Annotated in this window: 21 protein-coding genes and 1 riboswitch; of the genes, 8 read left to right on the top strand and 13 right to left on the bottom strand. The window is 65.3% G+C overall.

Annotated elements, in window-relative coordinates; genetic code table 11:
- Nucleotides 1–328: RHS repeat-associated core domain-containing protein (locus tag DTS01S_RS31380; protein WP_255247336.1), on the top strand; the 328-nt coding region annotated here is incomplete at its 5' end.
- A gap of 142 nt (nt 329–470) precedes the next feature.
- On the opposite strand, the gene DTS01S_RS28670 is transcribed toward DTS01S_RS31380, so the two are convergent.
- Nucleotides 471–698 (bottom strand): hypothetical protein, encoded by a 228-nt coding sequence (locus DTS01S_RS28670; RefSeq protein WP_017406633.1) that lies wholly within the window; start codon nt 696–698, stop codon nt 471–473.
- Between the two features lie 480 nt (nt 699–1,178).
- On the opposite strand from DTS01S_RS28670, the gene DTS01S_RS28665 reads away from it, so the two are divergent.
- Nucleotides 1,179–1,499, top strand: coding sequence for a heavy metal-binding domain-containing protein (locus DTS01S_RS28665; protein WP_012205554.1), 321 nt, complete (start codon nt 1,179–1,181; stop codon nt 1,497–1,499).
- 40 nt (nt 1,500–1,539) lie between these two features.
- On the opposite strand, the gene DTS01S_RS28660 is transcribed toward DTS01S_RS28665, so the two are convergent.
- Nucleotides 1,540–2,490 (bottom strand): ABC transporter substrate-binding protein, encoded by a 951-nt coding sequence (locus tag DTS01S_RS28660; RefSeq protein ID WP_017406632.1) that lies wholly within the window; start codon nt 2,488–2,490, stop codon nt 1,540–1,542.
- A 5-nt stretch (nt 2,491–2,495) separates the two neighbouring features.
- Nucleotides 2,496–4,418, bottom strand: coding sequence for a TonB-dependent receptor domain-containing protein (locus tag DTS01S_RS28655; RefSeq protein ID WP_017406631.1), 1,923 nt, complete (start codon nt 4,416–4,418; stop codon nt 2,496–2,498).
- 70 nt (nt 4,419–4,488) lie between these two features.
- Nucleotides 4,489–4,714: riboswitch (cobalamin riboswitch) on the bottom strand.
- A gap of 96 nt (nt 4,715–4,810) precedes the next feature.
- Here DTS01S_RS28655 and DTS01S_RS28650 point away from each other — a divergent pair.
- Complete coding sequence (locus tag DTS01S_RS28650) at nt 4,811–5,200, top strand: hypothetical protein (RefSeq protein WP_017406629.1); 390 nt, start codon at nt 4,811–4,813, stop codon at nt 5,198–5,200.
- Nucleotides 5,201–5,225: 25 nt separating this feature from the next.
- On the top strand, nt 5,226–5,417 hold the full coding sequence (locus tag DTS01S_RS28645; protein WP_016453450.1) for a helix-turn-helix transcriptional regulator: 192 nt from the start codon (nt 5,226–5,228) through the stop codon (nt 5,415–5,417).
- A gap of 9 nt (nt 5,418–5,426) precedes the next feature.
- Here DTS01S_RS28645 and DTS01S_RS28640 read toward each other — a convergent pair whose 3' ends face one another.
- Entirely contained in the window at nt 5,427–6,233 is an 807-nt protein-coding gene (locus DTS01S_RS28640) for a sulfite exporter TauE/SafE family protein (protein WP_017406628.1), read from the bottom strand.
- Between the two features lie 128 nt (nt 6,234–6,361).
- Between DTS01S_RS28640 and DTS01S_RS28635 the strand changes: the two genes are divergently transcribed.
- Nucleotides 6,362–7,129, top strand: coding sequence for an AraC family transcriptional regulator (locus DTS01S_RS28635; protein ID WP_061290024.1), 768 nt, complete (start codon nt 6,362–6,364; stop codon nt 7,127–7,129).
- On the opposite strand, the gene DTS01S_RS28630 is transcribed toward DTS01S_RS28635, so the two are convergent.
- Nucleotides 7,126–8,337, bottom strand: a complete 1,212-nt coding sequence (locus DTS01S_RS28630; protein ID WP_061290021.1) for an MFS transporter — start codon at nt 8,335–8,337, stop codon at nt 7,126–7,128. The genes DTS01S_RS28635 and DTS01S_RS28630 overlap by 4 nt on opposite strands.
- Before the next feature lie 76 nt (nt 8,338–8,413).
- Between DTS01S_RS28630 and DTS01S_RS28625 the strand changes: the two genes are divergently transcribed.
- Nucleotides 8,414–8,863, top strand: coding sequence for a winged helix-turn-helix transcriptional regulator (locus tag DTS01S_RS28625; RefSeq protein WP_061290018.1), 450 nt, complete (start codon nt 8,414–8,416; stop codon nt 8,861–8,863).
- A gap of 3 nt (nt 8,864–8,866) precedes the next feature.
- Nucleotides 8,867–9,358, top strand: coding sequence for a rod shape-determining protein (locus DTS01S_RS28620; RefSeq protein ID WP_255247335.1), 492 nt, complete (start codon nt 8,867–8,869; stop codon nt 9,356–9,358).
- Nucleotides 9,359–9,439: 81 nt separating this feature from the next.
- Here DTS01S_RS28620 and DTS01S_RS28615 read toward each other — a convergent pair whose 3' ends face one another.
- The 8 genes from DTS01S_RS28615 to DTS01S_RS28580 form a co-directional block, all read right to left on the bottom strand.
- Complete coding sequence (locus DTS01S_RS28615; protein WP_061290015.1) at nt 9,440–11,434, bottom strand: TonB-dependent receptor domain-containing protein; 1,995 nt, start codon at nt 11,432–11,434, stop codon at nt 9,440–9,442.
- 310 nt (nt 11,435–11,744) lie between these two features.
- Nucleotides 11,745–13,205: a D-serine/D-alanine/glycine transporter gene (gene cycA, locus DTS01S_RS28610; RefSeq protein WP_061290012.1), complete on the bottom strand. Its 1,461-nt coding sequence runs from the start codon at nt 13,203–13,205 to the stop codon at nt 11,745–11,747.
- A 188-nt stretch (nt 13,206–13,393) separates the two neighbouring features.
- A complete protein-coding gene (locus tag DTS01S_RS28605; RefSeq protein ID WP_061290009.1) occupies nt 13,394–13,846 on the bottom strand; it encodes a polyhydroxyalkanoate granule-associated phasin in 453 nt (150 codons plus the stop codon).
- A 123-nt stretch (nt 13,847–13,969) separates the two neighbouring features.
- Nucleotides 13,970–15,061, bottom strand: coding sequence for an MBL fold metallo-hydrolase (locus tag DTS01S_RS28600; RefSeq protein ID WP_061290007.1), 1,092 nt, complete (start codon nt 15,059–15,061; stop codon nt 13,970–13,972).
- A gap of 169 nt (nt 15,062–15,230) precedes the next feature.
- On the bottom strand, nt 15,231–16,841 hold the full coding sequence (locus DTS01S_RS28595) for a DHA2 family efflux MFS transporter permease subunit (protein WP_016453441.1): 1,611 nt from the start codon (nt 16,839–16,841) through the stop codon (nt 15,231–15,233).
- Between the two features lie 45 nt (nt 16,842–16,886).
- Nucleotides 16,887–18,242, bottom strand: coding sequence for an HlyD family secretion protein (locus tag DTS01S_RS28590; protein ID WP_061290004.1), 1,356 nt, complete (start codon nt 18,240–18,242; stop codon nt 16,887–16,889).
- Nucleotides 18,243–18,374: 132 nt separating this feature from the next.
- Nucleotides 18,375–19,850 carry an efflux transporter outer membrane subunit gene (locus tag DTS01S_RS28585; protein ID WP_061290001.1) on the bottom strand — a complete coding sequence of 492 codons (1,476 nt, stop codon included), beginning with the start codon at nt 19,848–19,850 and terminating at the stop codon, nt 18,375–18,377.
- Between the two features lie 69 nt (nt 19,851–19,919).
- Nucleotides 19,920–20,456 carry a MarR family winged helix-turn-helix transcriptional regulator gene (locus tag DTS01S_RS28580; RefSeq protein WP_013802445.1) on the bottom strand — a complete coding sequence of 179 codons (537 nt, stop codon included), beginning with the start codon at nt 20,454–20,456 and terminating at the stop codon, nt 19,920–19,922.
- Nucleotides 20,457–20,985: 529 nt separating this feature from the next.
- Between DTS01S_RS28580 and DTS01S_RS30775 the strand changes: the two genes are divergently transcribed.
- A partial coding sequence (locus tag DTS01S_RS30775; RefSeq protein WP_156493795.1) for a DUF6531 domain-containing protein occupies nt 20,986–23,211 on the top strand: 2,226 nt, incomplete at its 3' end.

The following is a 23,211-nucleotide window of genomic DNA, read 5'->3' as shown; positions in this document are numbered from 1 at the left end:
GTACAACCTGCACCGGTACTACGATGCGGCGACGGGGCGGTATATGCAGGCGGACCCGATCGGGTTGGAGGATGGGTGGAATCGGTTTGGGTATGTGGCAAACAACCCGCTCAACGATGTGGATCCGCAAGGCCTGCACCCATTGCTTACAAGAATGCAGGGCCTGTACTACCGCTACGGCTGGCAGGGAGCAGTCAATCCAGGCACTCCTTCAAAGCTACAACTTCGGCAAGCACCTGAAGACAAGCAGGTGCAAGACACCATTCCGGTCGATATGCGAGGCAAGAGAAAAAATCAGATCCGCTTAGCTTTCATTTGCATCATCTAACCTGTAATCTGTAAAACTAACGGCTACAAAATTTCAGAGCCCGCCTAGGGCGGCGATGCCTTGCCGAGCTGGTTAGTCGGCGAGGCATCTATGGATAGAAATGGTTGGGAAGTATCGCTGCAGGGGGGGGCTGGAAAACTGCTCAGCGAGCAAGCAATTCCTTCATCACCCCTCGCTGTCTAACCGCTCCCGTAAGCAATTCCATAGTCTCAATCTGCGCATTGATGAACGCGAGCAGCTGATCGGTTTCAACAACTTCCAGGGCATTTCCAGGATAGGCACCAATCAATAAGCTGGAGATCAGTCCCAATTGATCATGCACACGATTCAGCTTGTTGAACTCGTCTTCTGAAATCTGAAAGTACAACATGGCGCATCCTCAACGAACTGGTCTGGCGCAGAGCGCGGAGAGCGGGCAAGAAGTGGCATGCCGGTCCGAGACCTGCGGCGCTATGTAAATTGGAACGAGAAAGAGCGTTGACACGCCCACAAAGAAAGCAGCCATAGAGGCCTCCTAGCGTTTCGTTCAACTTCACCTCCTGTTCAGAGAGGTGGCCGGGTACTTGAACACGGTGCTAGCTCCGCCCGCAGCTTTCCCTCGAAAGGTCTTTTATGACTGCGCGCTACCCGGCCATAAAACAGGCGCGCGCAGGCGCACGAATCCTATGGACGAGAAAACGCCACTGCTTTCGAGAGTGGCGGACCGGCTAACAAAAGGTGTGTTCAGCACCTGGAGGCGATGATACCCCACGCCTATGGCAGACTGCCCCGTTCAGTCCTGCCTTGCGTCTGCCCCTTGCCGGCTTGGCGCTCAAGGTGCATCTCCGTCGCTCTCCACCGAGGATTTCTCATGATCATCACCACCACCCCCCAGATCGAAGGCCGCCGCATCACCCGCTACTGCGGCGTGGTCGCGGGCGAGGCGATTTTGGGCGCCAATGTGTTCAAGGACTTGTTTGCCGGGCTGCGCGACATCGTGGGCGGGCGGTCGGCCACCTATGAGCGCGAGTTGCAGCGGGCGCGCGAGATTGCGCTCAAGGAGCTGGAGGAACGCGCCCAGGAACTGGGCGCGAATGCCGTGGTGGGGGTGGACCTGGATTACGAAGTGCTGGGCCAGGGCAACGGCATGTTGATGGTGTCTGCCAGCGGCACGGCCGTGGTGCTGGAGTAGGCAGGGTCATCGGCCAAGCGGGCCAGGGAGGCCAGCGAAGTCAACGCGGCGCTGCGCCCGGCATCTCCAGGCAGCGGGCCAGCGCCCGCGCCGCCTCGCCCAGGCGCGGGCCGGGGCGGGAGACCACGTCCGTCTCGACCAGGTCCAGCGCGCAGATGCGGCCCGAGCGCACGGCGGGCATGCGGCTCCAGCCGGGGCGGGTGGCAAAGCTGGCCGATGGCGTCTGCGGCGTGTGGATGATGAGTTCTGGCTGCTGGCGCAGCACGTATTCGGGCGTGATGCGGGGGAAGGGACCCAGGTTCTGCGGCAGCACATTGCGCGCGCCCAGGCGCTGCAGCAGCTGGCCTATGAAGGAGTCCGGCCCCGCCGCGTAAGGCGTGGCGTCCACCTCGAAATACACCTTCTGCCCGGCGGGCGCGTGCGCAGCCAGCGCCTTGGCCTGCTGGTCCACCTCGGCCTGCATGCGCGCCAGCAGGGCGTTGGCGCGCTGCACCTGCAGCAACTGGTCGAGCTTGTGCAGTACCTGCTCCAGCTGCGCCATGTCGTTGGCGTCCAGCGCCAGCACAGGAATGCCGAAGCGCTCCAGCTGTGCGATGACGGGTGCGGAATACGCCATCAGCACCACGTCGGGCCTGAGCCGCACGGTGGCCTCAACCAGCGGGGCAAAGGTGTGGCCCAGCTTGGGCAGGGCGGCCACGCGCGCCGGGTGGTTGGAGAACTCGTCCACGCCCACGATGCGCTCGCAGGCGTCCAGCGCGCACAGCGATTCGGTCAGCGAGGGCAGTAGCGAGACGATGCGCTGCGGCACCCGCTCCAGGCGCACCTGCCGCCCGCGCATGTCGGTGACGGTGTAGGCGGTGGTTGCCCCGCCCGTTCCCGCATCCGCCGCCTTTTGCGCAAAGGCGTTGCCCGCGCCGCCTGCGCAGGCCAGGGCGGCGGTCAGCAGCAGGATGCGGGGCAGGCGCGAAAGCAGGCGCACAAGCAGGTGCATGGCGGTCAGGGCAGGGGAGTCCAGCGCACGCTTACGAACACGGTGCGGCCTGCGTTCGCATAGCCGCGCGTGGGTGCGTAGTCGCGGTCGGCGATGTTGTTGACCCGGGCCAGCAGCGTCCATTGCCTTGTCAGCTGGCGCTGGGCGTAGAGGTTGACCACGCCGTAGCCGCCCAGCTTGAAGGTATTCGCCTCGTCTGCGTAGCGGCCGCTGTACAGCTGCGCTTCGCCGCCCAGCGTCCAGCCGGCAGCCTGGGTGTCGGCGTTGAGCTTGAGCATGCGCTTGGAGCGGTAGGGCAGCAGCTTGCCGGTCTCCAGGTTCTCGGGGTTCATGAAGTCCAGCGAGGCGCCCAGGTTGGCGCTGCCCAGGCGCGTGCTGCCCGCCAGCGTCAGGCCGGTGGTCTCCACGCTTTGCCAGTTGCGGTAGCAGTTGCAGGGAACGGCGCTGTTCCAGTCGTAGGTGATGAGGTTCTTGAACTTGTTGCGGTAGACCACGGCCGAGAGGCGGTTGGCACCGGCCGCATAGTGCAGGCCCGTTTCCACGTTGGTGCTGCTTTCGGGCTTGAGGTCGGCCGCCGCCTGGCCCGTGAAGCGTTCGTACAGCGTGGGAGTTCTGAAGGCCGTGCCGGCCGATGCCACCCAGCGCCAGCGCTCGTCGATCTGCAGGCCGTAGCCCAGGCCGCCCGTGATCTTGTTCTGCTGGTCGCGCACCTGGTCGTGGCGCAGGTTGGCGTCGAACTGGTGGCGGCCCTCGGTCAGGCGCCAGCCGGCCGACAGGGAGTTCTGCACGCGCCGGCTGTCGGTGTTCTGCGTCCAGGCGTATTGGGTGTCCAGCTTGTCCTCGCGGCGCTCCAGGTCGATGTTGAAACGGTGCTGGCCCAGTGTGAACAGGTTCTGCAGCAGGTAGTTGGTGGAGCTGCCGTCGGCGCGTTCGGGCGACTGGGTGTGGCGGTCGCTTTGGCTGTCGGTATGGGAGATCTGGACCACGCTCTTGTACATGGCGTTCCAGCCGGCCTGCCAGCGCAGGCTGCCGGTGGTGTTCTTGACCACGTCGTAGTCGTCGAAAGGCGGCGGGCTCTGGTCGTAGTGCGTGCGCAGGCGGCTGTGCAGCAGGCTGGCATCGATCTGGTGGATGCCCGTTTTGTAGCCCGCGTTCAGGCCCAGCGAGGTGTTGCTGTAGCCATCCTTGTCCGGATTGGGCGAGAAGGTGTTGCCTGGGTAGACGTCAAAGCCGTCGCTGCGCTCGTCAGCCAGGTTCAGCCCGTAGGTGAAGCCGTTGGCCCCGCCCTGGAATCCCGTGGCCAGCTTGCTGGTGCCCTGGTTGCCTATGCCGGCCTCGGCATAGGCGCGGGTCTGGCCGTCCGCCCGCTTGGTGAAGATCTGGATCACGCCGCCCATGGCGTCTGAGCCATAGATGGCGGCGGCCGGGCCGCGCAGCACTTCGATGCGCTCGATCTGCGCCAGCGGCAGGGTGGACCAGACCGCGCCGCCCTGCAGCTCCTGCGAGCTGTAGCGCACGCCGTCGATGAACACGGCAGTGTGCTGGTTGCTGGTGCCGCGCAGGTAGACCGAGGTGACCTGGCCCGGCCCGCCATTGCGGTTGATCTGCACGCCCGGCACCTGCACCAGCAGGTCGGCCACGCCGGTGGCGCCGCTGCGGGCAATGGTCTCGGCGTCGATCACGGTCATGTCGGCCGTGACGGTGCGCAGGGACTGCTCGCTGCGCGAGGCGGTGACGACCACGGTATCGAGCTGGGAGGCCTGTGCGCGCTGCGCCTGTTGTGCCTGTTGTGCCTGTTGTGGCTGTGCATGGGCCTGGCAGGCCAGCAGCGAGGCCGCAGCCAGGGCGGACAAGGTGCGCAGTACGGGAAACGCCGAGGGCGAGCGAAGGGCGGCGCCAGGGGCGCGCGCGAGGGCGAGGGTGTGCATGGATGCGAGCCAGTTGCGCGCCAGCGACCCCGCCGGCACGGAAACCACAAAGACCGGCTGCGCTGCATGCGCGGCTGGCCGCCTGTTGGCCGGTATCCAGACTGGTGACGCACTCGCCAAGGCCTTCCCGGGCTGTACGCCCAGTGGCACGGGTTTGGCGGGGGCCGGTGCCATGCACGCGGCGTTTCACTCACTGTTGCGGGGGCAGTACATGCGGGCGGCTTTATCTGGCCGCCCCATGTTTCCCGTTTAACCGCAGCCCCTGGGGCTGCTGGCACCAACGGCGGCGATTGTACGGCGGGGCGTTCAGTGCCGATGTAAAGCTTGCTTGACATGCACGCGGGTGGCATCGCACAATGTCAAGCATCCTTTACACATTGCGAGAGACTTCCATGAATCAAACAACGGTAACCAACCGCCGCTACCAGAAGGAGCTGGGATTTGCGCTGCTGCTCTACATGGCGCTGCTTGTCGGGGCGCTTTTGCTCAGCGCCGACATGCAGGCCGGGGCCCTGCGCACGGCGCTGCTGCTGAGCCCCATGCTGGCGTTTGCGCTGGCCGTGCGGGCCATCGTACGCCTGGTGCGCGATACCGACGAGTTCCTGCGCAAGTCCATGCTGGAGCAACTGGCGATTGCGGCGGCGGGCACGGCGGGCCTCACCTTCACCTACGGATTCCTGGAAATGGCAGGGTTTCCCAAGCTCAGCATGTTCATGGTGTGGCCCTTGATGGGTGCGCTCTGGGTGGCTGCCTCGGTGGCCCACTGGCTGCGCAGCCGATGAGCTGTTCCGCCAAAGTGCCCCGCCCATGAAAAACATCATCCGTGAACTGCGCGCCGAGCGCGGCTGGAGCCAGGCTGCGCTGGCGGACCTGCTGGGCGTGTCGCGCCAGACCGTCAATGCCATAGAGACGGGCCGCTACGACCCCAGCCTGCCGCTGGCATTCGCCATTGCCCGGGTGTTCGAGACCCGGATCGAGGCGATCTTCCAGGAGGGTTGAGCGCAGCGCTCAGGCCACGATCATGACCAGCAGCACCAGGCCCAGCAGGGCCAGGTAGGCTTTGGCATGCAGGGCATCGGGAATGCGGCCGATCAGCGGGGCCGCCAGCCTGATGCCGGTCCACGATCCGGCCGTCAGCAGCGCAAAGGCCTGCAGGTCCACATAGCCCACATGCCAGGGGCCCAGCCCCGCGCCCCGCGATGCCAGCATGTAGGCAGCGGTGCCCGCCACGGCCATGGGCAGGGACAGCGGGCTGGCCATGGCCGTGGCCGCCGCCATGCTGGCGCCGCGCCGGCGCATCAGCGGCACGGTCATCACGCTGCCGCCCACGCCCAGGAAGGCCGCGATCGCACCAATGGCCAGGCCCGCCGTGGCCGCCGCCCGCCGGCCCATGGGCTGCATGCCGGCGGTGGTGCCGTGCACGAAGCCCGGGCGCAGCAGCGCGTCGGCGATGGTCAGGGCCAGGTAGGCGATGAAGGCCCAGCGCACCCATTCCCCGCTGATCCAGGTGGCGGCCGCCGCGCCCGCCACGGCGCCGGCCGCGATGAAGCAGGCCAGCGGCCGCACCTGCTCCCACGGCAGGGCGCCCGCGCGGTGCTGGCGCAGCGTGGCCATGGAGGCGCCGAAAATCATCACGCAGGTGGAGGTGGCCACGGCAATGTGCATGGCAGCCTGGCCAACGGCGGAGTCCGCGCCGTGGATGGAGGTCAGCAGCGCATAAAGCAGCGGAACGGCCACGAAGCCGCCGCCAAAGCCGAAGAGCACGGTGGTCACGCCGGCAAGCACACCGAAAGCCAGCAGCAGGAGAGGGAACACAGACAGTCCTTTGGAAAAAACGAGCAAGGACTGAACCTTAGGATGCCGCGGTTTGGCCTGCTTTCGCGGATGGGTCAATAATCCTTGAATTCCTGCCAAAGCCTGTTGGCTGTTTTCCGGACATTCCCATGCTCAACATCCCGCTGCATTCCGTGGACGCCGTGGCGCGCGATGTGCTGGCCATCGGCACCGACTACACGCCTGGCACGCTGCTGCCCACGCACAGCCACCGGCGTGCGCAGTTTCTCTACGGGATGAGCGGGCTGATGGAAGTGGAAACCGACGACGGTGCCTGGGCCATCCCGCCCTACAGCGGCGTGTGGATTCCGGCCAGCAAGCCGCACAGCGTGCGCATGCAGGGCGTGAGCACGCGCAGCCTGTACATCGAACCGGCTGCTGTGCCCCGCCCGGGTGTGCACTGCGAGGCCCTGGTCGTCACCCCGCTGCTGCACCAGTTGCTGCTGTCCTGCGCCGACCTGCCGGCGCTGTACGACGAAGCGGGCCGCGACGGCGCCCTGGTCACGCTGGTGCTGCACGAGCTGGCCTCGGCCCGCAGCCTGCCGCTGTTCGCGCCCATTCCCCGCGACGAAAAGCTGGCCGCCCTGTGCAAGCAGTTCCTGGCCCAGCCCAGCATCCGCGCCACGCCGCAGGACTGGGCACGGGCGCTGAACAAGAGCCTGCGCACCTTCAGCCGGTTTTTCCAGCAGCACACAGGCATGGCCTTTGGCGCCTGGCGCCAGCAGGCCTGCCTGCTGGCAGCGGTGTCGCGGCTGTCTGCGGGCGCATCGGTCACCCAGGTGGCGCTGGAGCTGGGATATGACAGCCCCAGCGCGTTTTCCACCATGTTCCGCAAGGCATTGGGGCGCGTGCCTTCGGAGCTGGTGAGCCGGGTCTAGGCGGGAACGCTGGCCTGGGCAGCCGCCTCCCGCGTCATGGCCCAGAACACCAGGGCCGCCAGGCTGAACGCCGCCCCCGCCACGCAGACGCCGTGCCAGCCAAACCGCGCGTAGGCGTTGGTGGCAATCAGCGCGCCCAGCCCGCTGCCCACGGCATAGAACAGCATGTACAGCCCCACCAGCCGGCTGTGGGCCTGCGGGTTGCTGCGAAAGATCAGGCTCTGGTTGGTCACATGCAGGGCCTGGCCGCCCAGGTCCAGCAGCACGATGCCGGCAACCAGCGCCCACAGCGACTGCTCCAGCAGCGCAATCGGCGCCCAGGCCAGCAGCAGGATCACCAGCGCGCCCAGGCTGGTGCGCTGCGCGAAACCCTGGTCGGCCCAGTGGCCGGCACGGGCCGCGGCCAGTGCGCCCACCACGCCGGCCAGGCCAAAGGCGCCGATGGCCGTGAGCGACAGGCTGTAGGGCGGCGCGCTCAGAGGCAGGACCAGGGCGCTCCAGAAGATGTTGAAGGTGGCAAACATCAGCAGGGCCAGCATGCCCCGCGTGCGCAGCATGCGGTCCTGGCGCAGCAGCTGGAGCATGGATGACAGCAATTGCGTGTAGCCGGGCACGGGGGAGGGCACCGCCAGCCGGGGCAGTTGCCGCCACAGGGGCCAGGCCAGGGCCAGCATCAGCAGGGCTGAGCAGGCATAGACGCCACGCCAGCCAGCCAGGTCACCCACGGCTCCGGCAAACACGCGCGCCAAAAGCAGGCCGATGAAAACCCCGCCCTGGGCCGCGCCCACCACGCGCCCGCGCTCATGCGCCTGGCTGGCGCTGGCCGCATAGGCGATCAGCCCCTGCGTCATGGCCGTGCCCAGCAGGCCCACGGCCAGCATGCCCGCCAGCAGCAGAACGGCCGAACGCGCGGTGCTGACGGCCGCCAGGGCCAGCACCAGGCCCAGCAACTGCAAAAGCATGAGCCGCCGCCGCTCTAGTCGGTCGCCCAGCGGCACCAGCAGCAGCAGTGCCAGCGCGCAGCCGGCCTGCGTGGCGGTGACCACGCCGCCCACGGCCGCATGGCTGATGCCGAAGTCCGCCGCCAGCGCCTCCAGCAGCGGCTGGGCGTAGTAGACATTGGCCACGCTCAGGCCGCTGGCAGCGGCGAACAGCAGCACCAGGCTGCGCGGCATGCGGACCGTGTCCGAGGCTGGGAAGGCGTTCATGGGTTAAATCCAGTTGCAAAACAAAACTGGTTGGATGCTAGTTGAACCAGTTTTGAAATGCAACCAAAATAGCCGCATGAAAGAAGACATCCGTCCTGACACGCCGCAGCCCTGTCCGGTGGCCCGCTCCCTGGATGTGATCGGCGACCGCTGGTCGCTGCTCATCGTGCGCGATGCCTTCGACGGCATCAGCCGCTTTGGCGATTTCCAGCGCAGCCTGGGCGCGGCCCGCAATATCCTGGCCGACCGGCTGCGCCGGCTGGTGGAGGCCGGCATCCTCGAAACCCGCCCGGCCGCAGAAGGCTCGGCCTACCTGGAATATGTGCTGACGGCCCGGGGGCTGGACCTGTTCCCGGTCATCGTGGCCTTGCGGCAATGGGGCGAAGGCCATTTGTTTGCGCCCGGCGAGGCACATTCGCTGCTGCTGGACCGCCACAGCGGCCAGCCTGTCCAGCCCATGCTGCCGCGTGGCGGTGATGGCCAGGCCTTGCTGCCGGGCCAGACCGTGGTTCAGAAAATCGATTGATGGATGTCCATGCTCTCTGCCTTCCTACCACTCATCTACGTACAGATTGCTCCCGAGCGCCTGACGCTGACAAATCCGAAAACGGGCCAGACCCTGTCGGAGGTTCCCGAGCTGGCCCTGAGTCCGCCGCCCCGGCGCCGGATTCTCGCGGCCGGCCCGCAGGCCAGGCTCGCGGCTGCATCGGAGCCTGCCGAAGTCGTCAATCCCTTCGCCCACCCGCGTTCGCTGATATCGGACTTCATCCTGGCCGAGCAGCTTCTGAAGTACCAGCTCAGGCGCATGCATCGGCGTGCCTGGCTGGCGGCCTCCCCGCACATCGTCATCCATCCGCTGGGCGACCCCGAGGGCGGATTCACCCAGGTGGAACTGAGGGCCTTGCGCGAGCTGGGCAGCGCGGCCGGCGCCTCGAAGGTGAATGTCTGGACAGGCCGGCCCTTGACAGACGAGGAATTGCTGACGCGCAAGCCCCCTGCGCAAGGCGGTGTCTGGGAGTGAGGCTTTGCTCTTCGCCATGAAAAAAGCGCCCGTCACAACGGGCGCTTTGTCTGGGTCAGCGCAAGGGCTGGTGACAGGCCATCAGAACCTGGCCGTCATCCCCACGAAGTAGGTACGGCCGCCGTTGTCGTAGTTGGCGCCGATGGTCCGGGTTTCCTTGTCGGTCAGGTTGATGATGCCGGCGCGCAGGGTCATCGAGTCGGTGACGTTGTAGTTCATGGACACGTCGAACGTCGTGTAGGCCTTGGCGAAGGTGGTGGCCGTGCCCGTGGTCACGACTTCCTTGCCCACGTGGCGGGCGCTGAACATGGCGGACCAGCCCTGGCGGATCTGCCACTGCAACGACGAGTAGATCGACAGTTCCGGCACGGCCAGCAGCGAGGCGCCGGTGCTCAGGTTCTTGGACTCGAACATCTTGGTGATGTTGGTGTTCCAGGTCAGCCCCTTGGCCAGGGGAACGTTCACGAAGCCTTCCAGGCCGCGCGTGCGGGCACGCTGGGCGTTGGCCATGCGGGTCCACCAGAAGCCGTTGTACAAGCCCAGCGGCTGGTAGTCGATCTTGTTCTTGAAGTTGGTGTGGAAGTACGTGGCGCCCAGGGCCCAGCCATTGCGGTCCCAGCTCGTGCCCAGCTCGAAGTTGGTGCTGGTCTCGGGCTCCAGGTCGGGGTTGCCGGCCATGTAGCAGCCGCGCGTGCCGTCGGCATTCACGCTGGTGCTGGTCCAGCCCATGCCGGCCAGGCTGCGGCAGCCGTTGCCCCCGGATTGCGTGGCGGCGCTGGCCGAGTTTTCCTTCAGGTTGGGCGCACGGAAGCCACGCGAGACGCCGCCGCGCACTGTCCACTCCGATGCCGGGTGGTAGACCAGGTAGGCGCGCGGGCTCCAGTTGTTGCCGTATTTCTGGTGGTGGTCCATGCGCAGGCCCAGCGTCAGCGCCAGGTTGTCGCGCAGGAAGATCTGGTCCTCGCCAAACAGCGCCCAGGTGGTGGCGCTCAGGCCCGAGCCCGAGACCGGGCGCCCCGCGTAGTCGATGGGCGCCAGGCCGATGGTGTCGCGGTTGTCCAGCGACTCGCGGCGCCACTGCATGCCCAGCGTCATGGCCTGGTCCAGTCCCCACAGCTTCAGGGGCTTGTCGATGCGGCCGTCCAGCGTGGTTTCCTTGGAGTTGTTGCCGATGGTGTCGCCCTTGTCCTCGTACTTGTTGTGCACGAGGTTGAGCTTGGAGGTCATGTCGCCCCAGCGGCCATCGTGGCTGAGGCCGAACTTGGTCTGCTCCAGCTTGCTCAGGCCCCATTGCGATACCACGGGGCGTCCATTCACCAACCGATCGGAGCCCGTGGCGCGCTGGATGCCTTGCGCGGCCTCGATGCCGATCACCTGGTCGGGCGTGAGCTGCCAGTTGAGCAGGGCGTTGAGGTTTTGCTTGCGCGAGCCGGCCGTGGACTGGTAGGTGCCCGGGAAGCCGCCCGTGCCCTCGTCGGCAGCGCGGTCCGTGTAGTTGCCGCCCAGGCGCAGGCCGAACTTGTCGGACAGCGGGCCGCTGATGTTGAAGCCCAGCTGGCGCGTGTCGCCGCGGTCGCCGTCGGAGGGCTTGCTGTAGTTCAGCGTCGTCGAGCCGCTCCAGCGCTTGCCGATCTTGCGCGTGATGATGTTGATCACGCCGCCCATGGCGTCCGAGCCGTACAGCGAGGACATGGGGCCGCGCACCACCTCGATGCGCTCGATCATTTCGGGCGAGATCCAGTCCAGGTCCTGCGAGCCCAGGTCGTCACGGTAGTTGATGCCGGCCGAGTTCCCCTGGCGCTTGCCGTCCACCAGGATCAGCGTGTACTTCTCGGGCAGGCCGCGCAGCTTGATCTTGGACTGGGCGCCCGTGCCCGACAGACCGCCGGTCACGCCGGGAATGGTGGACAGCAGCTCGCCGATGCTGGTGACGGGCTTGCGCTCGATGTCTTCCCGCGTGATCACGCTGATGCTGGCCGGCGCCTCCTTGATGTCCACGGCCGTGCCCGAGGCGGTCACCACCACCGTGGACAAGGACGTGTCGGCCTTGCTGTCGGCTGACTGGGCATGGGCCATGGCTGTGCATGCCAGGGCAGCGCAAAGTGGAAGAGGGCGGAGCACCGAGATTCTGACCATCTTTGTAAAGTTCCGTATGGGTTAAAAATCAAGGTGCGAATGATAACGATTTGTATCTACATCTTTCCCTTCACGTAAAGACAGTTGTTTTTTGTTCACGCGTTATCTAATCGCTGGACACGCCTGAGGCGTTGTGCACAAGTCTGGTGCACAAAATGACGGGGGTCGGCAGGGCGCTGAGAGGGAGCACGGGGTGCGGCGCCTCCGTGCAAAGGCCGCCCCGGAGCGCAGGGGGCGGCCAGAAACCAGGTCAGCGCGGCTTGGCCACGGCGCCCGGCAGGGCGCTGGAAGGCTCAGCGCAGCTGCCCGAGGGTTGGCTCGATGCCCGGCGGCGCACGAACTGGTAGGCAATGGCCAGCAGGGCAAACCAGGCCGGCGTCACCACCAGCGCCTGGCGCGTGTCGGCCTGCAGGGTGAGCAGGCCCAGGATGGCCGCAAAGAACGCCAGGCAGGCCCAGCACATGGCCACGCCGCCCGGCATCTTGTAGCGCGAAGCCTCATGAAGGGCCGCGCGCTGGCGCCGGTAGGCGATATAGGACAGCAGGATCAGCGACCACACGAACATGAACAGGATGGCCGATACCGTGGTCACCAGCGTGAAGGCCTCCACCAGATCGGGCACCACCCACATCAGGAAGGCGCCGGCCAGCAGGCAGGTGCAGGAAAACAGCAGCCCGCGCGAGGGCACGCTGCTGCGCGACAGCCGGTGGAAGGACTTGGGCGCATCGCCCTTGAGCGCCAGGCCGTAGAGCATGCGGCTGGTGGAGAACACGCCGCTGTTGGCCGACGAGGCGGCCGAGGTCAGCACCACGAAATTGATCACGCCCGCAGCGGCCGGCAGGCCTGCGAGCACGAACAGCTCCACGAACGGGCTCTTGCCCGGCACCACGTCGCGCCAGGGGGTGACGGCCATGATGGCGATCAGGGCCAGCACGTAGAACACGATGATGCGCACGGGAATCGAATTGATGGCGCGCGGCAGCGTGCGCTCGGGGTCCTTGGCCTCGGCGGCCGTGGTGCCCACCAGCTCGATGCCCACGAAGGCGAACACGGCGATCTGGAAGCCCGCGAAGAAACCCATCATCCCGTTGGGGAACATGCCGCCGTCGTTCCAGAGGTTGGACAGGCTGGCCACACGCCCCGCAGGCGAGACGAAGGCGGCACCCACCATGTACAGCCCCGTTGCCACCAGGGCCACGATGGCCACGATCTTGATCATGGCGAACCAGAACTCGATCTCGCCGAACAGCTTCACCGTCAGCAGGTTCAGGCCCAGCAGCAGGCCCACGCAGGCGATGGCCGGGGCCCACTGGGGCAGGCCGGGGAACCAGAACTGCGAGTAGGCCGAGATGGCGATCACGTCGGCAATGCCCGTGACGATCCAGCAGAACCAGTACGTCCAGCCCGTGAAGAAGCCCGCCCAGGGCCCCAGCAGATCGGCCGAGAAATCGATGAAGGATCGGTACTGCAGGTTGGACAGCAGCAGCTCGCCCATGGCCCGCATCACGAAGAACAGCATCACGCCGATGATGGCGTAGACGAAGACGATGGACGGACCCGCCAGGCTGATGGTCTTGCCCGAGCCCATGAACAGGCCCGTGCCGATGGCACCGCCGATGGCGATGAGCTGGATGTGGCGGTTGGTGAGATTGCGCTGCAGGTCGTCTTGACCGTGCAGGCCCTGGCCGGCAGGCGGGGCCTTGTGTGTCATCAGAGAACTCCGGGGAAGACTGGCAAAGCGATGGCAGAACGGGGGAAATCCGCCTGCCGCGGCCGTGTTTTCAGTCTCTGCATGGAGTCCATGCCTGGAAATGCGGCAGCGCAGCAAAACGGAACGAAGGCCGCGAGGATACCTGAACCTCGCCCCCGCATCAGCCCTGCCGCGCCGTGCCGCTCCAATCAATGAAGCGGGTTTGATATGGGTGGATCAGCCGCGCGCCAGGCGCCGCGCGCCAGGCGCCGGGCGTTGGCCACTGCGGTGCGGTGCACGGGCGCCATGCCCTTGCCCACCACGCCCCACATGGCGTTGTTCCATTGCGAGGCCTGCGATGCCAGTGCGCCCCCATTCCAGGTGGAGGCGCTCCAGGGCATCCACCACATGCGCATCCAGGCCTGCATCAGGGCCTGGCTGGCGACCATGGACTGCAGGCCCATGGCGGCCCAGGATTGGTGGAAGGCTGTCTGTTTCTCGGACACCATGCGCGTGAATTCGCGCCGGTCCCGTGCGGAGGGATTGGCCCCGGCCAGCGCCATGCGGGTGAGCCTGTGCGCCACCACCTGCGGCGCGGCAATGGCCAGATCGGTGGCCTGACGGGCCACCGAAGCGGCCTTGGAAGATTTGCGGTTTGCCATTTGCGCTCCTGAAGCTCTGGATCCATTTGCCGGATCTACCTGCCAGATCCACTTGCCGGTTCCACTTTAGCCAGATGCATGCCGGTCCGCGTAGGCCGATGACGCAATGCAGCAAAAACGCGTTTATCGCGGCTGGGGCCGGGGTGCCGGCGCGGCCCCGTCCTGCGTGACCTCAGATACCAGGGCGCGCCACCAGCGCTCGCCTGCATGGGGGGCGGCCAGGTCCACGCGCTCGCCCATCATGGGCGTGGCCACGGCAATGCCGTGCTCGGCGCCCAGGGCCAGCACGCGCTCGAAGGGGTCCCACCAGGCATGCATGGCCAGGCTGAAGGTGCCGTTGTGAATGGGCAGCAGCCAGCGTCCGCCCAGGTCGCGGTGGGCCTGCACGGTCTGGGCCGGGTGCATGTGGACATAGGGCCAGTGCGGGTCGTAGGCGCCGGTTTCCATCAGCGTGAGGTCGAAGGGGCCGAAGCGCCGGCCGATTTCCGCAAAGCCGTCGAAATAGCCGCCGTCGCCGCTGAAGAAGACACGCAGCGTGTCGGCGCTTGCCAGGTCCTCGATGACCCAGGACGCCCACAGCGTGCGGTTGCCGTCGCGCAGGCCCCGGCCCGAGAAATGCTGGGCCGGCGTGGCCGTGAAGCGCAGGCCGTCCACCTGCACGTCCTGCCACCAGTCGAACTGGCGCACCTTCTCGGGGGCCACGCCCCAGGCCATGAGCCGGTCGCCCACGCCCAGCGTGCACAGGAAGAAGTCGACCCGGGGCGCCAGGGCGCGGATGGTGGCACGGTCCAGATGGTCGTAGTGGTCGTGCGAGAGCACCACGCCGCGCAGCGCGGGCAGTTCATGCAGGGCGATGGGCGGCGCATGAAAGCGCTTGGGGCCGATGAAGGAAAAGGGCGAGGCGCGCTCGGCAAACACCGGGTCGGTGATCCACCAGCCGCCGCGCAGTTTCATCAGCAGCGTGGAGTGGCCCAGGCGATACAGGCTGCGCTCGGGCGCGGCGGCCAGGTCGGCCGGGGTGAGCCGCTGCACGGGCAGGGGCGCCGCAGGCTCGGTGTTCTTGGGCTTGTTGAAGAAGAAGTCCCACATCACCTTGGCGTCGGGCTGGGGGGCATTGGCCGGGCGGGGATGGATGTTGCGAAAGCGCCCGGCCGACGATTGGGGCGATTGGGAGTAGTCGGCAATCGGGGCGCGGAAGATGCGGGGTGTTTTCACGGTGCTCCGTCGGTGTTCAGGCCGCCGCCATCATGGAACCGATGGCGCAGCCCTGTCGAGATGGTGGTCTTGGCGGCCCCGTTCAAGGCGCCTTGCGTGTCGTCATGTAAACAAAAAAGGAGCTGCCCCTGCAGGCAGCTCCTTGTGGTGATGGCCCGGAGGCTGGTCATCAATGGGCGCCGGCTGCCTCGGCACCGCCGGCATGGCCCGCGGGGCGCCTGGTCATCCAGATCAGCACGATCAGCACCAGGAACAGCACGGACGACGCCAGGAAGATGTCGTCGGCGGCGCGCGTGTAGGCCTGCTGGTCCACCAGCCGGTTGATCTGGGCCAGCGCCTGCGCCTGGCTCAGGCCTGCGGCCTGCAGCCCCTGCAGGGTGACGCCGAACACGCCCTGGCCCTGGACCAGCCCTTCTGTCAGATGGGCGTGGTGCAGCGCGGCGCGGTTTTCCCACAGCGTGGTGGCGATGGAGGTGCCCATGGCGCCCGCCGTGATCCGCACGAAGTTGCTCAGGCCGGCGGCGGCCGGGATACGGTCCGGCGAGATGCCCGACAACGTGATCGTGGTCAGCGGAATGAAGAAGAAGGCCATGGCCGCGCCCTGGATCAGCGTGGGCACCAGGATGTGCATGAAGTCGGTCTCCACCGTGAAGCGCGAGCGCATCCACAGCACCAGGGCGAACACGATGAAGGCGCCCGTGGCCATCCTGCGCGGGTCCCACTGCGTGACCTTGCGGCCCACCAGTGGTGTCAGGATGATGGCGAAGATGCCCACCGGCGCCAGTGCCATGCCGGCCGTGGTGGAGGTGTAGCCCATCCACTGCTGCAGCCACAGGGGCAGCAGCACCACGTTGCCGAAGAACAGGCCGTAGGCAATCGACAGCGCCACCGTGCCGGCCGCGAAATTGCGGCGCATGAACAGGCGCAGGTCCACCACGGGGTGGGCATCGGTCAGTTCCCAGACCAGGAAGACCACGAAGCTCACGATGGCCAGCACGCACAGCGTGATGATCTCGCCCGAGGCGAACCAGTCCAGCTCCTTGCCCTTGTCCAGCATCAGCTGCAGCGCGCCCACCCACAGCACCAGCAGGGCCAGGCCCACGGAGTCGATGGGCAGCTTGCGCGTGGGGGTCTCGCGGCTGCGGTAGATGCTCCAGGTCATCAGGGCCGACAGCAGGCCCACCGGCACATTGATATAGAAGATCCAGGGCCAGGAGATGTTGTCCGTGATCCAGCCGCCCAGCAGCGGGCCGACCACGGGGGCCACCAGGGTGGTCATTCCCCACAGCGCCAGGGCCACCCCGGCCTTGGCCGGGGGATAGCTGGACAGCAGCAGCGTCTGCGACAGCGGGATCATGGGGCCGGCAACCAGGCCCTGGAGCACGCGGAACAGCACCAGCGTCTCCAGCGACGAGGCAAAGCCGCACAGCCAGGACGTCAGCACGAACAGCAGCACGCTCATGGTGAACAGGCGCACGGCGCCGAAGCGCTGGGTGAGCCAGCCCGTGAGCGGCACCGAGATGGCGTTGGCCACGCCAAAGCTGGTGATCACCCAGGTGCCCTGGCTGGGGCTGACGCCCACGTCGCCGGAAATCGCCGGAATGGCGACGTTGGCGATGGACGAGTCCAGCACGTTCATGAAGGTGGCCAGCGACAGGGCCAGCGTACCCAGGGCCAGCTGGGCGCCCTTGAGCGGGACCGGCCGTGCAGGCATGGCCGGCGGCGCCGAGGGGGCGACCGGCGGCGCCGGCTCCGGCACGGCGGTGGTAGAGGAAGTCATAGGCAGTCCGCGTAGGTTCTGGGAAGGCGGGGGAGCGATGCCTGCTTACCTGGACTGCATGGCCTGCGCGTCAACCGGCGCGGAGGCCACGGCGGCTGGCGCCTTGCCCTGTGCCCTGTCCTGCACCTCGGCCATGGCCACGGGCGGCAGCTCGGGCAACTGCTTGAGCGGTGCCACGTTCTGGCCCGCCACGATGTGGGCAATGCGCTCCTCGGCCTGCGGCAGCGCCATGTCGTAGACGGAGGTCTGGGCCACGGGTGCGTTGCGCGTGGTCGTTGCCAGCACCTCGCCCTGCTGGTCTCGCACGTCCACCTTGACTTCCATGGACAGGCCCACGCGCAGCGGGTGCTGTGCCAGGTCTTCCGGCGCCAGCGCAATGCGCACGGGCACGCGCTGCACCACCTTGATCCAGTTGCCGGTGGCGTTCTGAGCGGGCAGCAGCGAGAAGGCCGCGCCGGTTCCTGCGCCCATGCCCACCACGGTGCCGTGGTAGCTGATCTTGTCGCCGTAGACATCGGCCGTCAGCTCGGTCTTCTGGCCTATGCGCAGCTGGGCCAGCTGGCTTTCCTTGAAGTTGGCATCCACCCAGAGGTTGTGCAGGCCCACCACCGTCATCAGCGGCGCGCCCGAGGCCACGCGCTGGCCCAGCTGCACGCCGCGCTTGGCCACATAGCCTTCCACGGGCGAGACCAGGCGCGTGCGCTGCAGCGCCAGATAGGCCTCGCGCACCTTGGCGGAGGCGGCGATCACGCTGGGGTGCTCTTCGGCGCTGCTGCCCTTGGTCTGGGCTTCGGCAGCCGTCAGCTGCGCCTTGGCGGCGCGCACGGCGGCTTCGGCTGCCGAGGCGGCATTGCCGGCCGTGCGGGCCAGGGACTGGACGTGGTCGAACTCCTCCTTGCCCACGGCGCCCGTGGCCAGCAGCGGGCGGCGGCGCTCCACATCCTCGCGGGCGCGGGCGGCATCGGCCTGCAGGCGGGCCAGATCGGCCTCGCGCTGGGCCACCTGGGCGACCAGGGGGGCATTGTTGGCGTACAGCGTGCGCACCTGGCGCACGGTCTGGGCCAGCTGCGACTCGGCCTGGGACAGGGCGACCAGGGCATCGGCCGAGTCCAGCTGCACCAGCAGCTGGCCGGGCTTGACGTAGTCGGTGTCGTCGGCGCCGATGCTGATCACCGTGCCGCCGACCTGCGGCGTGATCTGCACCACGTTGCCCGCCACATAGGCGTTGTCCGTGGTCTGGTAGTTGCGCGCCACCATCCAGTGCCAGCCGCCCCAGGCGACGGCGGCCACCGCGACGGCGGCGGCCACGATGGTCAGGCCCTTGCGGCGGCCCTGCGGGTTGGCCACGGGCGAGGCTGCGGCAGCGGGTGCATTGGATGCTTGCTTGTTGGTATCGGTCATGGTGTTCGGCGCTTTGTTATCTGTGAATGTGGTTGTGCGGCCGGGGCAGGGGGCTGGCGGTCTGTCACGCTGGCTGGCGGTCTGCCCGGTGGAGGGTCAAGAGTGCGGTGGGTTCCTGTGCGGGTTGCGATCTCAGTGCTGGCTGACCTGCACGGCATCCGTGCCATCGGTCCAGCCGCCGCCCAGGGCCTTCATCAGCGACACGCGCGTGTCCAGCGCGCGGGCACGCAGGTCCACGTCCAGGCGGCGCTGGGTGATCACCTGGGTCTCGGTGTTGAGCACCGTCACCTGGCTGGCCAGGCCAGCCTTGTAGCGCTGCACGGCAAAGTCGTAGGCGCGTTCGGCCTTCTCCAGCGACTCGGCCTGCAGCTGCTGTTGGCGCACCAGCGATTGCACGGAAGTGATGGCATCGCCCGCTTCCTTGACCGCATCGAGCACCACGCCGTTGTACTGGGCAATGGCGGTGTCCAGATCGGCCTGCGTGCCGCGCAATTGGGCGCGCAGGCGCTTGCCGTCGAACAGGGGCAGGCGCAGCGCGGGCGTCACGCCCATCTGGCGCGAGCTGCCCTTGAACAGGTTGTCCAGCCCGACGGCATTGAGGCCGATGAAGGCCGTCAGGTTGATATCGGGATAGAAATCCGCCCGCGCGCTCTCTATGCCCTGCGTTGCCGACTCCACGCGCCAGCGTGCGGCCACCACGTCGGGGCGGCGGCCCAGCAGGTCTGCGCCCAACTGGCCGGGCATGGCCTGGATCTGCAGCGCGGCCAGACGGGGCGCCAGCTGCAGCTGCGCCTCGGGCGCCTGCCCGCAGAGCACGGCGATGGTGCGGCGCGCCAGCGTGATCTGCTCGTCCAGCATTTCGATCTGGGTGCCGGCATCGGGCAGGCCGGCCTGGGCCTGGGTCAGCTCCACCTGGCTGTCCAGCCCGGCGCGCGTGCGCTGCTGGCTCAGGTCCAGCAGCGACTGGCGCTGGGTCAGCGTGCGGCCAGCCACATCCTTTTGGGCAATCAGGCGAGCCAGCGCCACATAGCTGCGCGCCACCTGGGCGGCGAGCTGGTTGGCGGCGGCGGCGCTGTCGGCCTGGGCGGCACGGGCCTGGCCCAGGGCGGCCTGCAGGTCGGCGGCATGGCGGCCAAAGAAATCCGGTGTCCAGCTCAGGCCGGCCTGCAGGTTGCCGGTGTTGTAGGTATGGCCGGCAATGGGTGCGGGCACCAGGCCGTTGGCGCTGTAGTGCTGGCGCGTGGCGTCGACGCCGAGCGTGCCGCGCACATCGGTGGCCGTGCTGGTGGCCGTGGCCAGGGCGGCGGCCTTGTCGAAGCGGGCGCGGCTCATGGCCAGGCTGGGGCTGCCCTGCAGCGCCTGGGCGATCAGGCCGTCCAACTGGGCATCGCCCAGGGACTTCCACCAATCGGCGGCGGGCAGGCTGGTATTGGCGCCTGTCTCGGACTGGGCCGTCAGACCCAGGTCGGCGGCGCCCAGCCGGGCCAGCGGCTCATGGGCCGGGCCCTGGGAAGCACAACCGGCCAGGGCCAGCGCGGCGCACAGGGTGGCCGCTGCGGCGGCCACGCGGCGGGGCGCGGCGGACACGGAAACAAAGGATTTGGGCATGGTGGTCTGCCTGTTGGGGGTCAAGAATCAGGAAATCGGAAACCGGGGCGGAAAAAGGGGCTGGCGCTGTCAGGCCGCGGGCGTGGCAGGCGCAGGGGCTGGCGGCGCAGCTTCCGGCGCGCGCATCGCATCGCCATTGGCCAGCAGGCGGCGCAGCATGTCCAGCAGCTGGCGCGACTCGTCATGGCTGAAGCCGGCCATATGGGCATTCATCACGCTGGACAGCACCTGCGGCACCTTGGCCGCCATGGCGCGGCCTTCATCGGTCAGCACCAGCTTGACCACGCGCCGGTCCACCGTGGAGCGCTCGCGCCGCAGCATGCCCTTGGATTCGAGCCGGTCCAGCGCCCGCGTGATGGAGGCCGGATCCAGCCCCAGGTCACGTGCCATGCCGGCATTCGTGGCGTCGCTGCACAGCAGCAGCTTGTACAGCGGCAGCCACTGCACATAGGTCAGCTCATGCTCGGCCAACTGCGCATCGGCCTGCTGGAGGATGGAGCTGAGCACCTTGCGCATGAGGAACCCCACGCTCTCGAAGGGCGTGTAGCTGCCAGGGCTGTAGAAGTCCGAGGGCTGCAGGCCGTTGGGCAGGGGTGGCTGGGTCATGGTGTCTTGCAAGTGAAATGATTGACTGCGCAATGATTGTTGCGGCAATTATTGCAGAAACACCGGTTGACCGTGTGACGCGAGGGTGCCGGGGACAAGGGAAGGGTTATCGGGGGCATGCAGTCGTTATAGCGGTGGAGACCTTGTTGCGGAGCACGGGGGACAGGCTCTCTCATTGCGGAGCGTGGCTATCGGAGCGATGCACTCCTTCCACGGGAAGACAGCAGTAGTTCTCTTTAAAGTGAAGTTTCGGGAACTCTGTCGCTGTTGGTGTGGTGATGGAGTGCAGATGCTCTGTAAGATGAGCGCGAACCAGAGCATTCGCTCAACTTCCGGCTGGCGCGGCATAGGAAAATCACAGTGCTTGATTGGATCGCGTTGATCCCGATTTATTGACTTTGTTTATTGTTTTTGGGGGATTAGTGAAAATTTCGTCGTTCGTCAAGATTTCCGTGTTTTTCTGTGTTTTCTGACATTTATTCACTCGGTGTCTGCAGCAGTTCCTCGTAGCTTCTTTTATAGAGGATGGTTGAATAATCTGGGCGCTGCAAAAGACTATTCGACCCCTGAGGGTTACTGCGCCGACTATGCGGCAATGCGAGCCGGAGATCCACTGGATGACTACAACTTCATAAATCATAAAGTGATCGAGGTTGGTGATACGGCTGAGTGCTGGGGCTGGGTTCGTTCAAAAAGGGGGAGTGATATATATAATCAATATACTTATGTGGGAATGAGTATTATTAGATTTTGTCCTGAAAATTCCAAAAGTAATATTTATGGAACCTGCGATTGTAACTACGGAAGCATTGAGCTGAATAACCGTTGTGAAGCTGCTTCGGTTGATATGGGGCGCATGTGTCGCATCAGTGGATACAGAACCCCGTATCCTGTTATTTTGCCGATTGCTCAAAAGTACATGAACGAGGTTGATTACTTTGATGCAGGGGTGAATCCGCTATCCATCGAGAGGACCTACCTGCATCGCCGGCGGCAGAATGAATCGCTGATGGGGGCGGGATGGTCTCATTCCTACGCGGTAAGACTTGAGCATGTAAAGAATTCGCAAGGCATTTCGAAAAAGGCCCAAATTAACTTTGGTGATGGCAGCTATCTTTGGTTTGATTGGGTCAATGGGGCGTGGGTGGCAAGAAATGGATCAAGTAGTCTGACGCAGGTGGGTCATGGCTGGATTTTGAATGATTTGCAGAATGGAGATATAAGAAATTTTGATGAATCAGGAAAGCTTCTAAGGCATGAGCGGCGAAATGGCTGGTTTATTGAGTATGAGTATGATGCAGGCGATAGAATCGCCGAAGTACGCAATGGCTTTGGTAGAAGGCTCAACTTTGTTTATGGCTCACAGGGCAAGCTCCAGGATATCGACGTCGATGGCGTGCGCGAAGTTGGATTTGAGTATGATGCCATGGGTAATTTGCAGAAGGTAATTTACAAAGATGGATCAACGATAGGCTATAAATATGAGGACCTTAGATATCCTCATTTTTTGACCGGTGTTACTGACGAAAATAATAATAGATTGTCCACATTTAAATACAATGCAGATGGGCAAGTGATAGACACTGAGCGTGCGAATGGGGTGGCTAAATATCAAATTGGATATCCTTCGCAAGATTATGGGGAAACTCAGGTGATAGATCCGTTGGGGCGTCAACGTTTCTATAGGTATAAAAATGCTTTTGGTGTTCTGGAAGTCACTTCCAGTAGTGCGCCGGGTGTGAGTGGGGAGCTAGATGCTGCCAGTCGTATTCAAGGCTCTTCTGGATTGCGTGAATCGGAGACTGATTTCAAGGGTGCCAAGAAAACATTTGGCTGGGATCATGGGCGACGCCTGCTCACGAGTGTGACAGAGGCGGTAGGAACGCCTCAGGAACGTACTGCCAACATGGAATGGCATCCTCAATGGAGCTTGCCTTCGAGGATAGTTGAGTCGGGGCGCCAGGCCAGCTACACCTACGACGCGAAGGGACGTCTATTGAGTTTGGCCGTCGGAGATGTGGGCGCAGCCGACAACTCTGCTCCAGGCTGGCAGTGGTCTTATGCTGCGTCTGGCCTGGTGGCCTCGGAAACCGCCCCTAACGGTGCCACCTCCAGCTTTGCCTACGATGGTTTTGGGAATCTTTCGAGCACGAAAAATGCTTTAGGGCATTTGGATCATTTTATTCATGGGGCTGGAGGTCGACTGCAATCGCATACTGCCACTACGGGGCTGGCTAGCAGTTTTGAGTATGATTTGCGCGGGCGCCTCATTCGTCTGCAACGTGATGGTGAAGTATCGCTGTATAGGTATCTTTCGTCCGGACAAATGCAAGGTTTGACCGCTTCCAATGGGCATCAGGTCAGCTATATATATGACAATGCCCAACGCTTGATTGGCTGGAATGATAATCGCGGTAACTCTGCTTCATACATCCTGGATAATATGGGAAATCGCTTGGATGAAATTGTTCGAGATGCCGGAAATCAACCAGCGTGGGTAGTGAAACGCACCATCAATAGTCTCAACCGTATTCAACGCCTCACTATCGGCGAAGTGGCGACAGAATTTGGCTATGACGCCAATGGCGACCTGATCAGCAGTGTACGGCCGGCCAACGGGTCAAGCCGTGGCACCAGCATAGGTCTTGACCCCTTGCGGCGAGTCGGCGCTATCACCAACGAAGACAACGCCAGCGCATCGCTGTCATACAACGCCCTGGACGCAGTCACATCCGCCCAGGACTTCAAAGGCGTC

The organism is Delftia tsuruhatensis NBRC 16741, from assembly GCF_001571325.1.
Classification (GTDB): domain Bacteria; phylum Pseudomonadota; class Gammaproteobacteria; order Burkholderiales; family Burkholderiaceae_C; genus Comamonas; species Comamonas tsuruhatensis.
The sequence above is the reverse complement of the archived record's forward strand: the minus strand, read 5'-3'. Positions and strand labels throughout refer to the sequence as shown.

Excerpts from the sequence above, each read along its gene's own strand:
- DTS01S_RS28670 (WP_017406633.1), bottom strand. The coding sequence starts at position 698 with ATGTTGTACTTTCAGATTTCAGAAGACGAGTTCAACAAGCTGAATCGT.
- DTS01S_RS28665 (WP_012205554.1), top strand. The coding sequence starts at position 1,179 with ATGATCATCACCACCACCCCCCAGATCGAAGGCCGCCGCATCACCCGC.
- DTS01S_RS28660 (WP_017406632.1), bottom strand. The coding sequence starts at position 2,490 with ATGCACCTGCTTGTGCGCCTGCTTTCGCGCCTGCCCCGCATCCTGCTG.
- DTS01S_RS28655 (WP_017406631.1), bottom strand. The coding sequence starts at position 4,418 with ATGCACACCCTCGCCCTCGCGCGCGCCCCTGGCGCCGCCCTTCGCTCG.
- DTS01S_RS28650 (WP_017406629.1), top strand. The coding sequence starts at position 4,811 with ATGAATCAAACAACGGTAACCAACCGCCGCTACCAGAAGGAGCTGGGA.
- DTS01S_RS28645 (WP_016453450.1), top strand. The coding sequence starts at position 5,226 with ATGAAAAACATCATCCGTGAACTGCGCGCCGAGCGCGGCTGGAGCCAG.
- DTS01S_RS28635 (WP_061290024.1), top strand. The coding sequence starts at position 6,362 with ATGCTCAACATCCCGCTGCATTCCGTGGACGCCGTGGCGCGCGATGTG.
- DTS01S_RS28630 (WP_061290021.1), bottom strand. The coding sequence starts at position 8,337 with ATGAACGCCTTCCCAGCCTCGGACACGGTCCGCATGCCGCGCAGCCTG.
- DTS01S_RS28625 (WP_061290018.1), top strand. The coding sequence starts at position 8,414 with ATGAAAGAAGACATCCGTCCTGACACGCCGCAGCCCTGTCCGGTGGCC.
- DTS01S_RS28620 (WP_255247335.1), top strand. The coding sequence starts at position 8,867 with ATGTCCATGCTCTCTGCCTTCCTACCACTCATCTACGTACAGATTGCT.
- DTS01S_RS28615 (WP_061290015.1), bottom strand. The coding sequence starts at position 11,434 with ATGGCCCATGCCCAGTCAGCCGACAGCAAGGCCGACACGTCCTTGTCC.
- cycA (WP_061290012.1), bottom strand. The coding sequence starts at position 13,205 with ATGACACACAAGGCCCCGCCTGCCGGCCAGGGCCTGCACGGTCAAGAC.
- DTS01S_RS28605 (WP_061290009.1), bottom strand. The coding sequence starts at position 13,846 with ATGGCAAACCGCAAATCTTCCAAGGCCGCTTCGGTGGCCCGTCAGGCC.
- DTS01S_RS28595 (WP_016453441.1), bottom strand. The coding sequence starts at position 16,841 with ATGACTTCCTCTACCACCGCCGTGCCGGAGCCGGCGCCGCCGGTCGCC.
- DTS01S_RS28590 (WP_061290004.1), bottom strand. The coding sequence starts at position 18,242 with ATGACCGATACCAACAAGCAAGCATCCAATGCACCCGCTGCCGCAGCC.
- DTS01S_RS28585 (WP_061290001.1), bottom strand. The coding sequence starts at position 19,850 with ATGCCCAAATCCTTTGTTTCCGTGTCCGCCGCGCCCCGCCGCGTGGCC.
- DTS01S_RS28580 (WP_013802445.1), bottom strand. The coding sequence starts at position 20,456 with ATGACCCAGCCACCCCTGCCCAACGGCCTGCAGCCCTCGGACTTCTAC.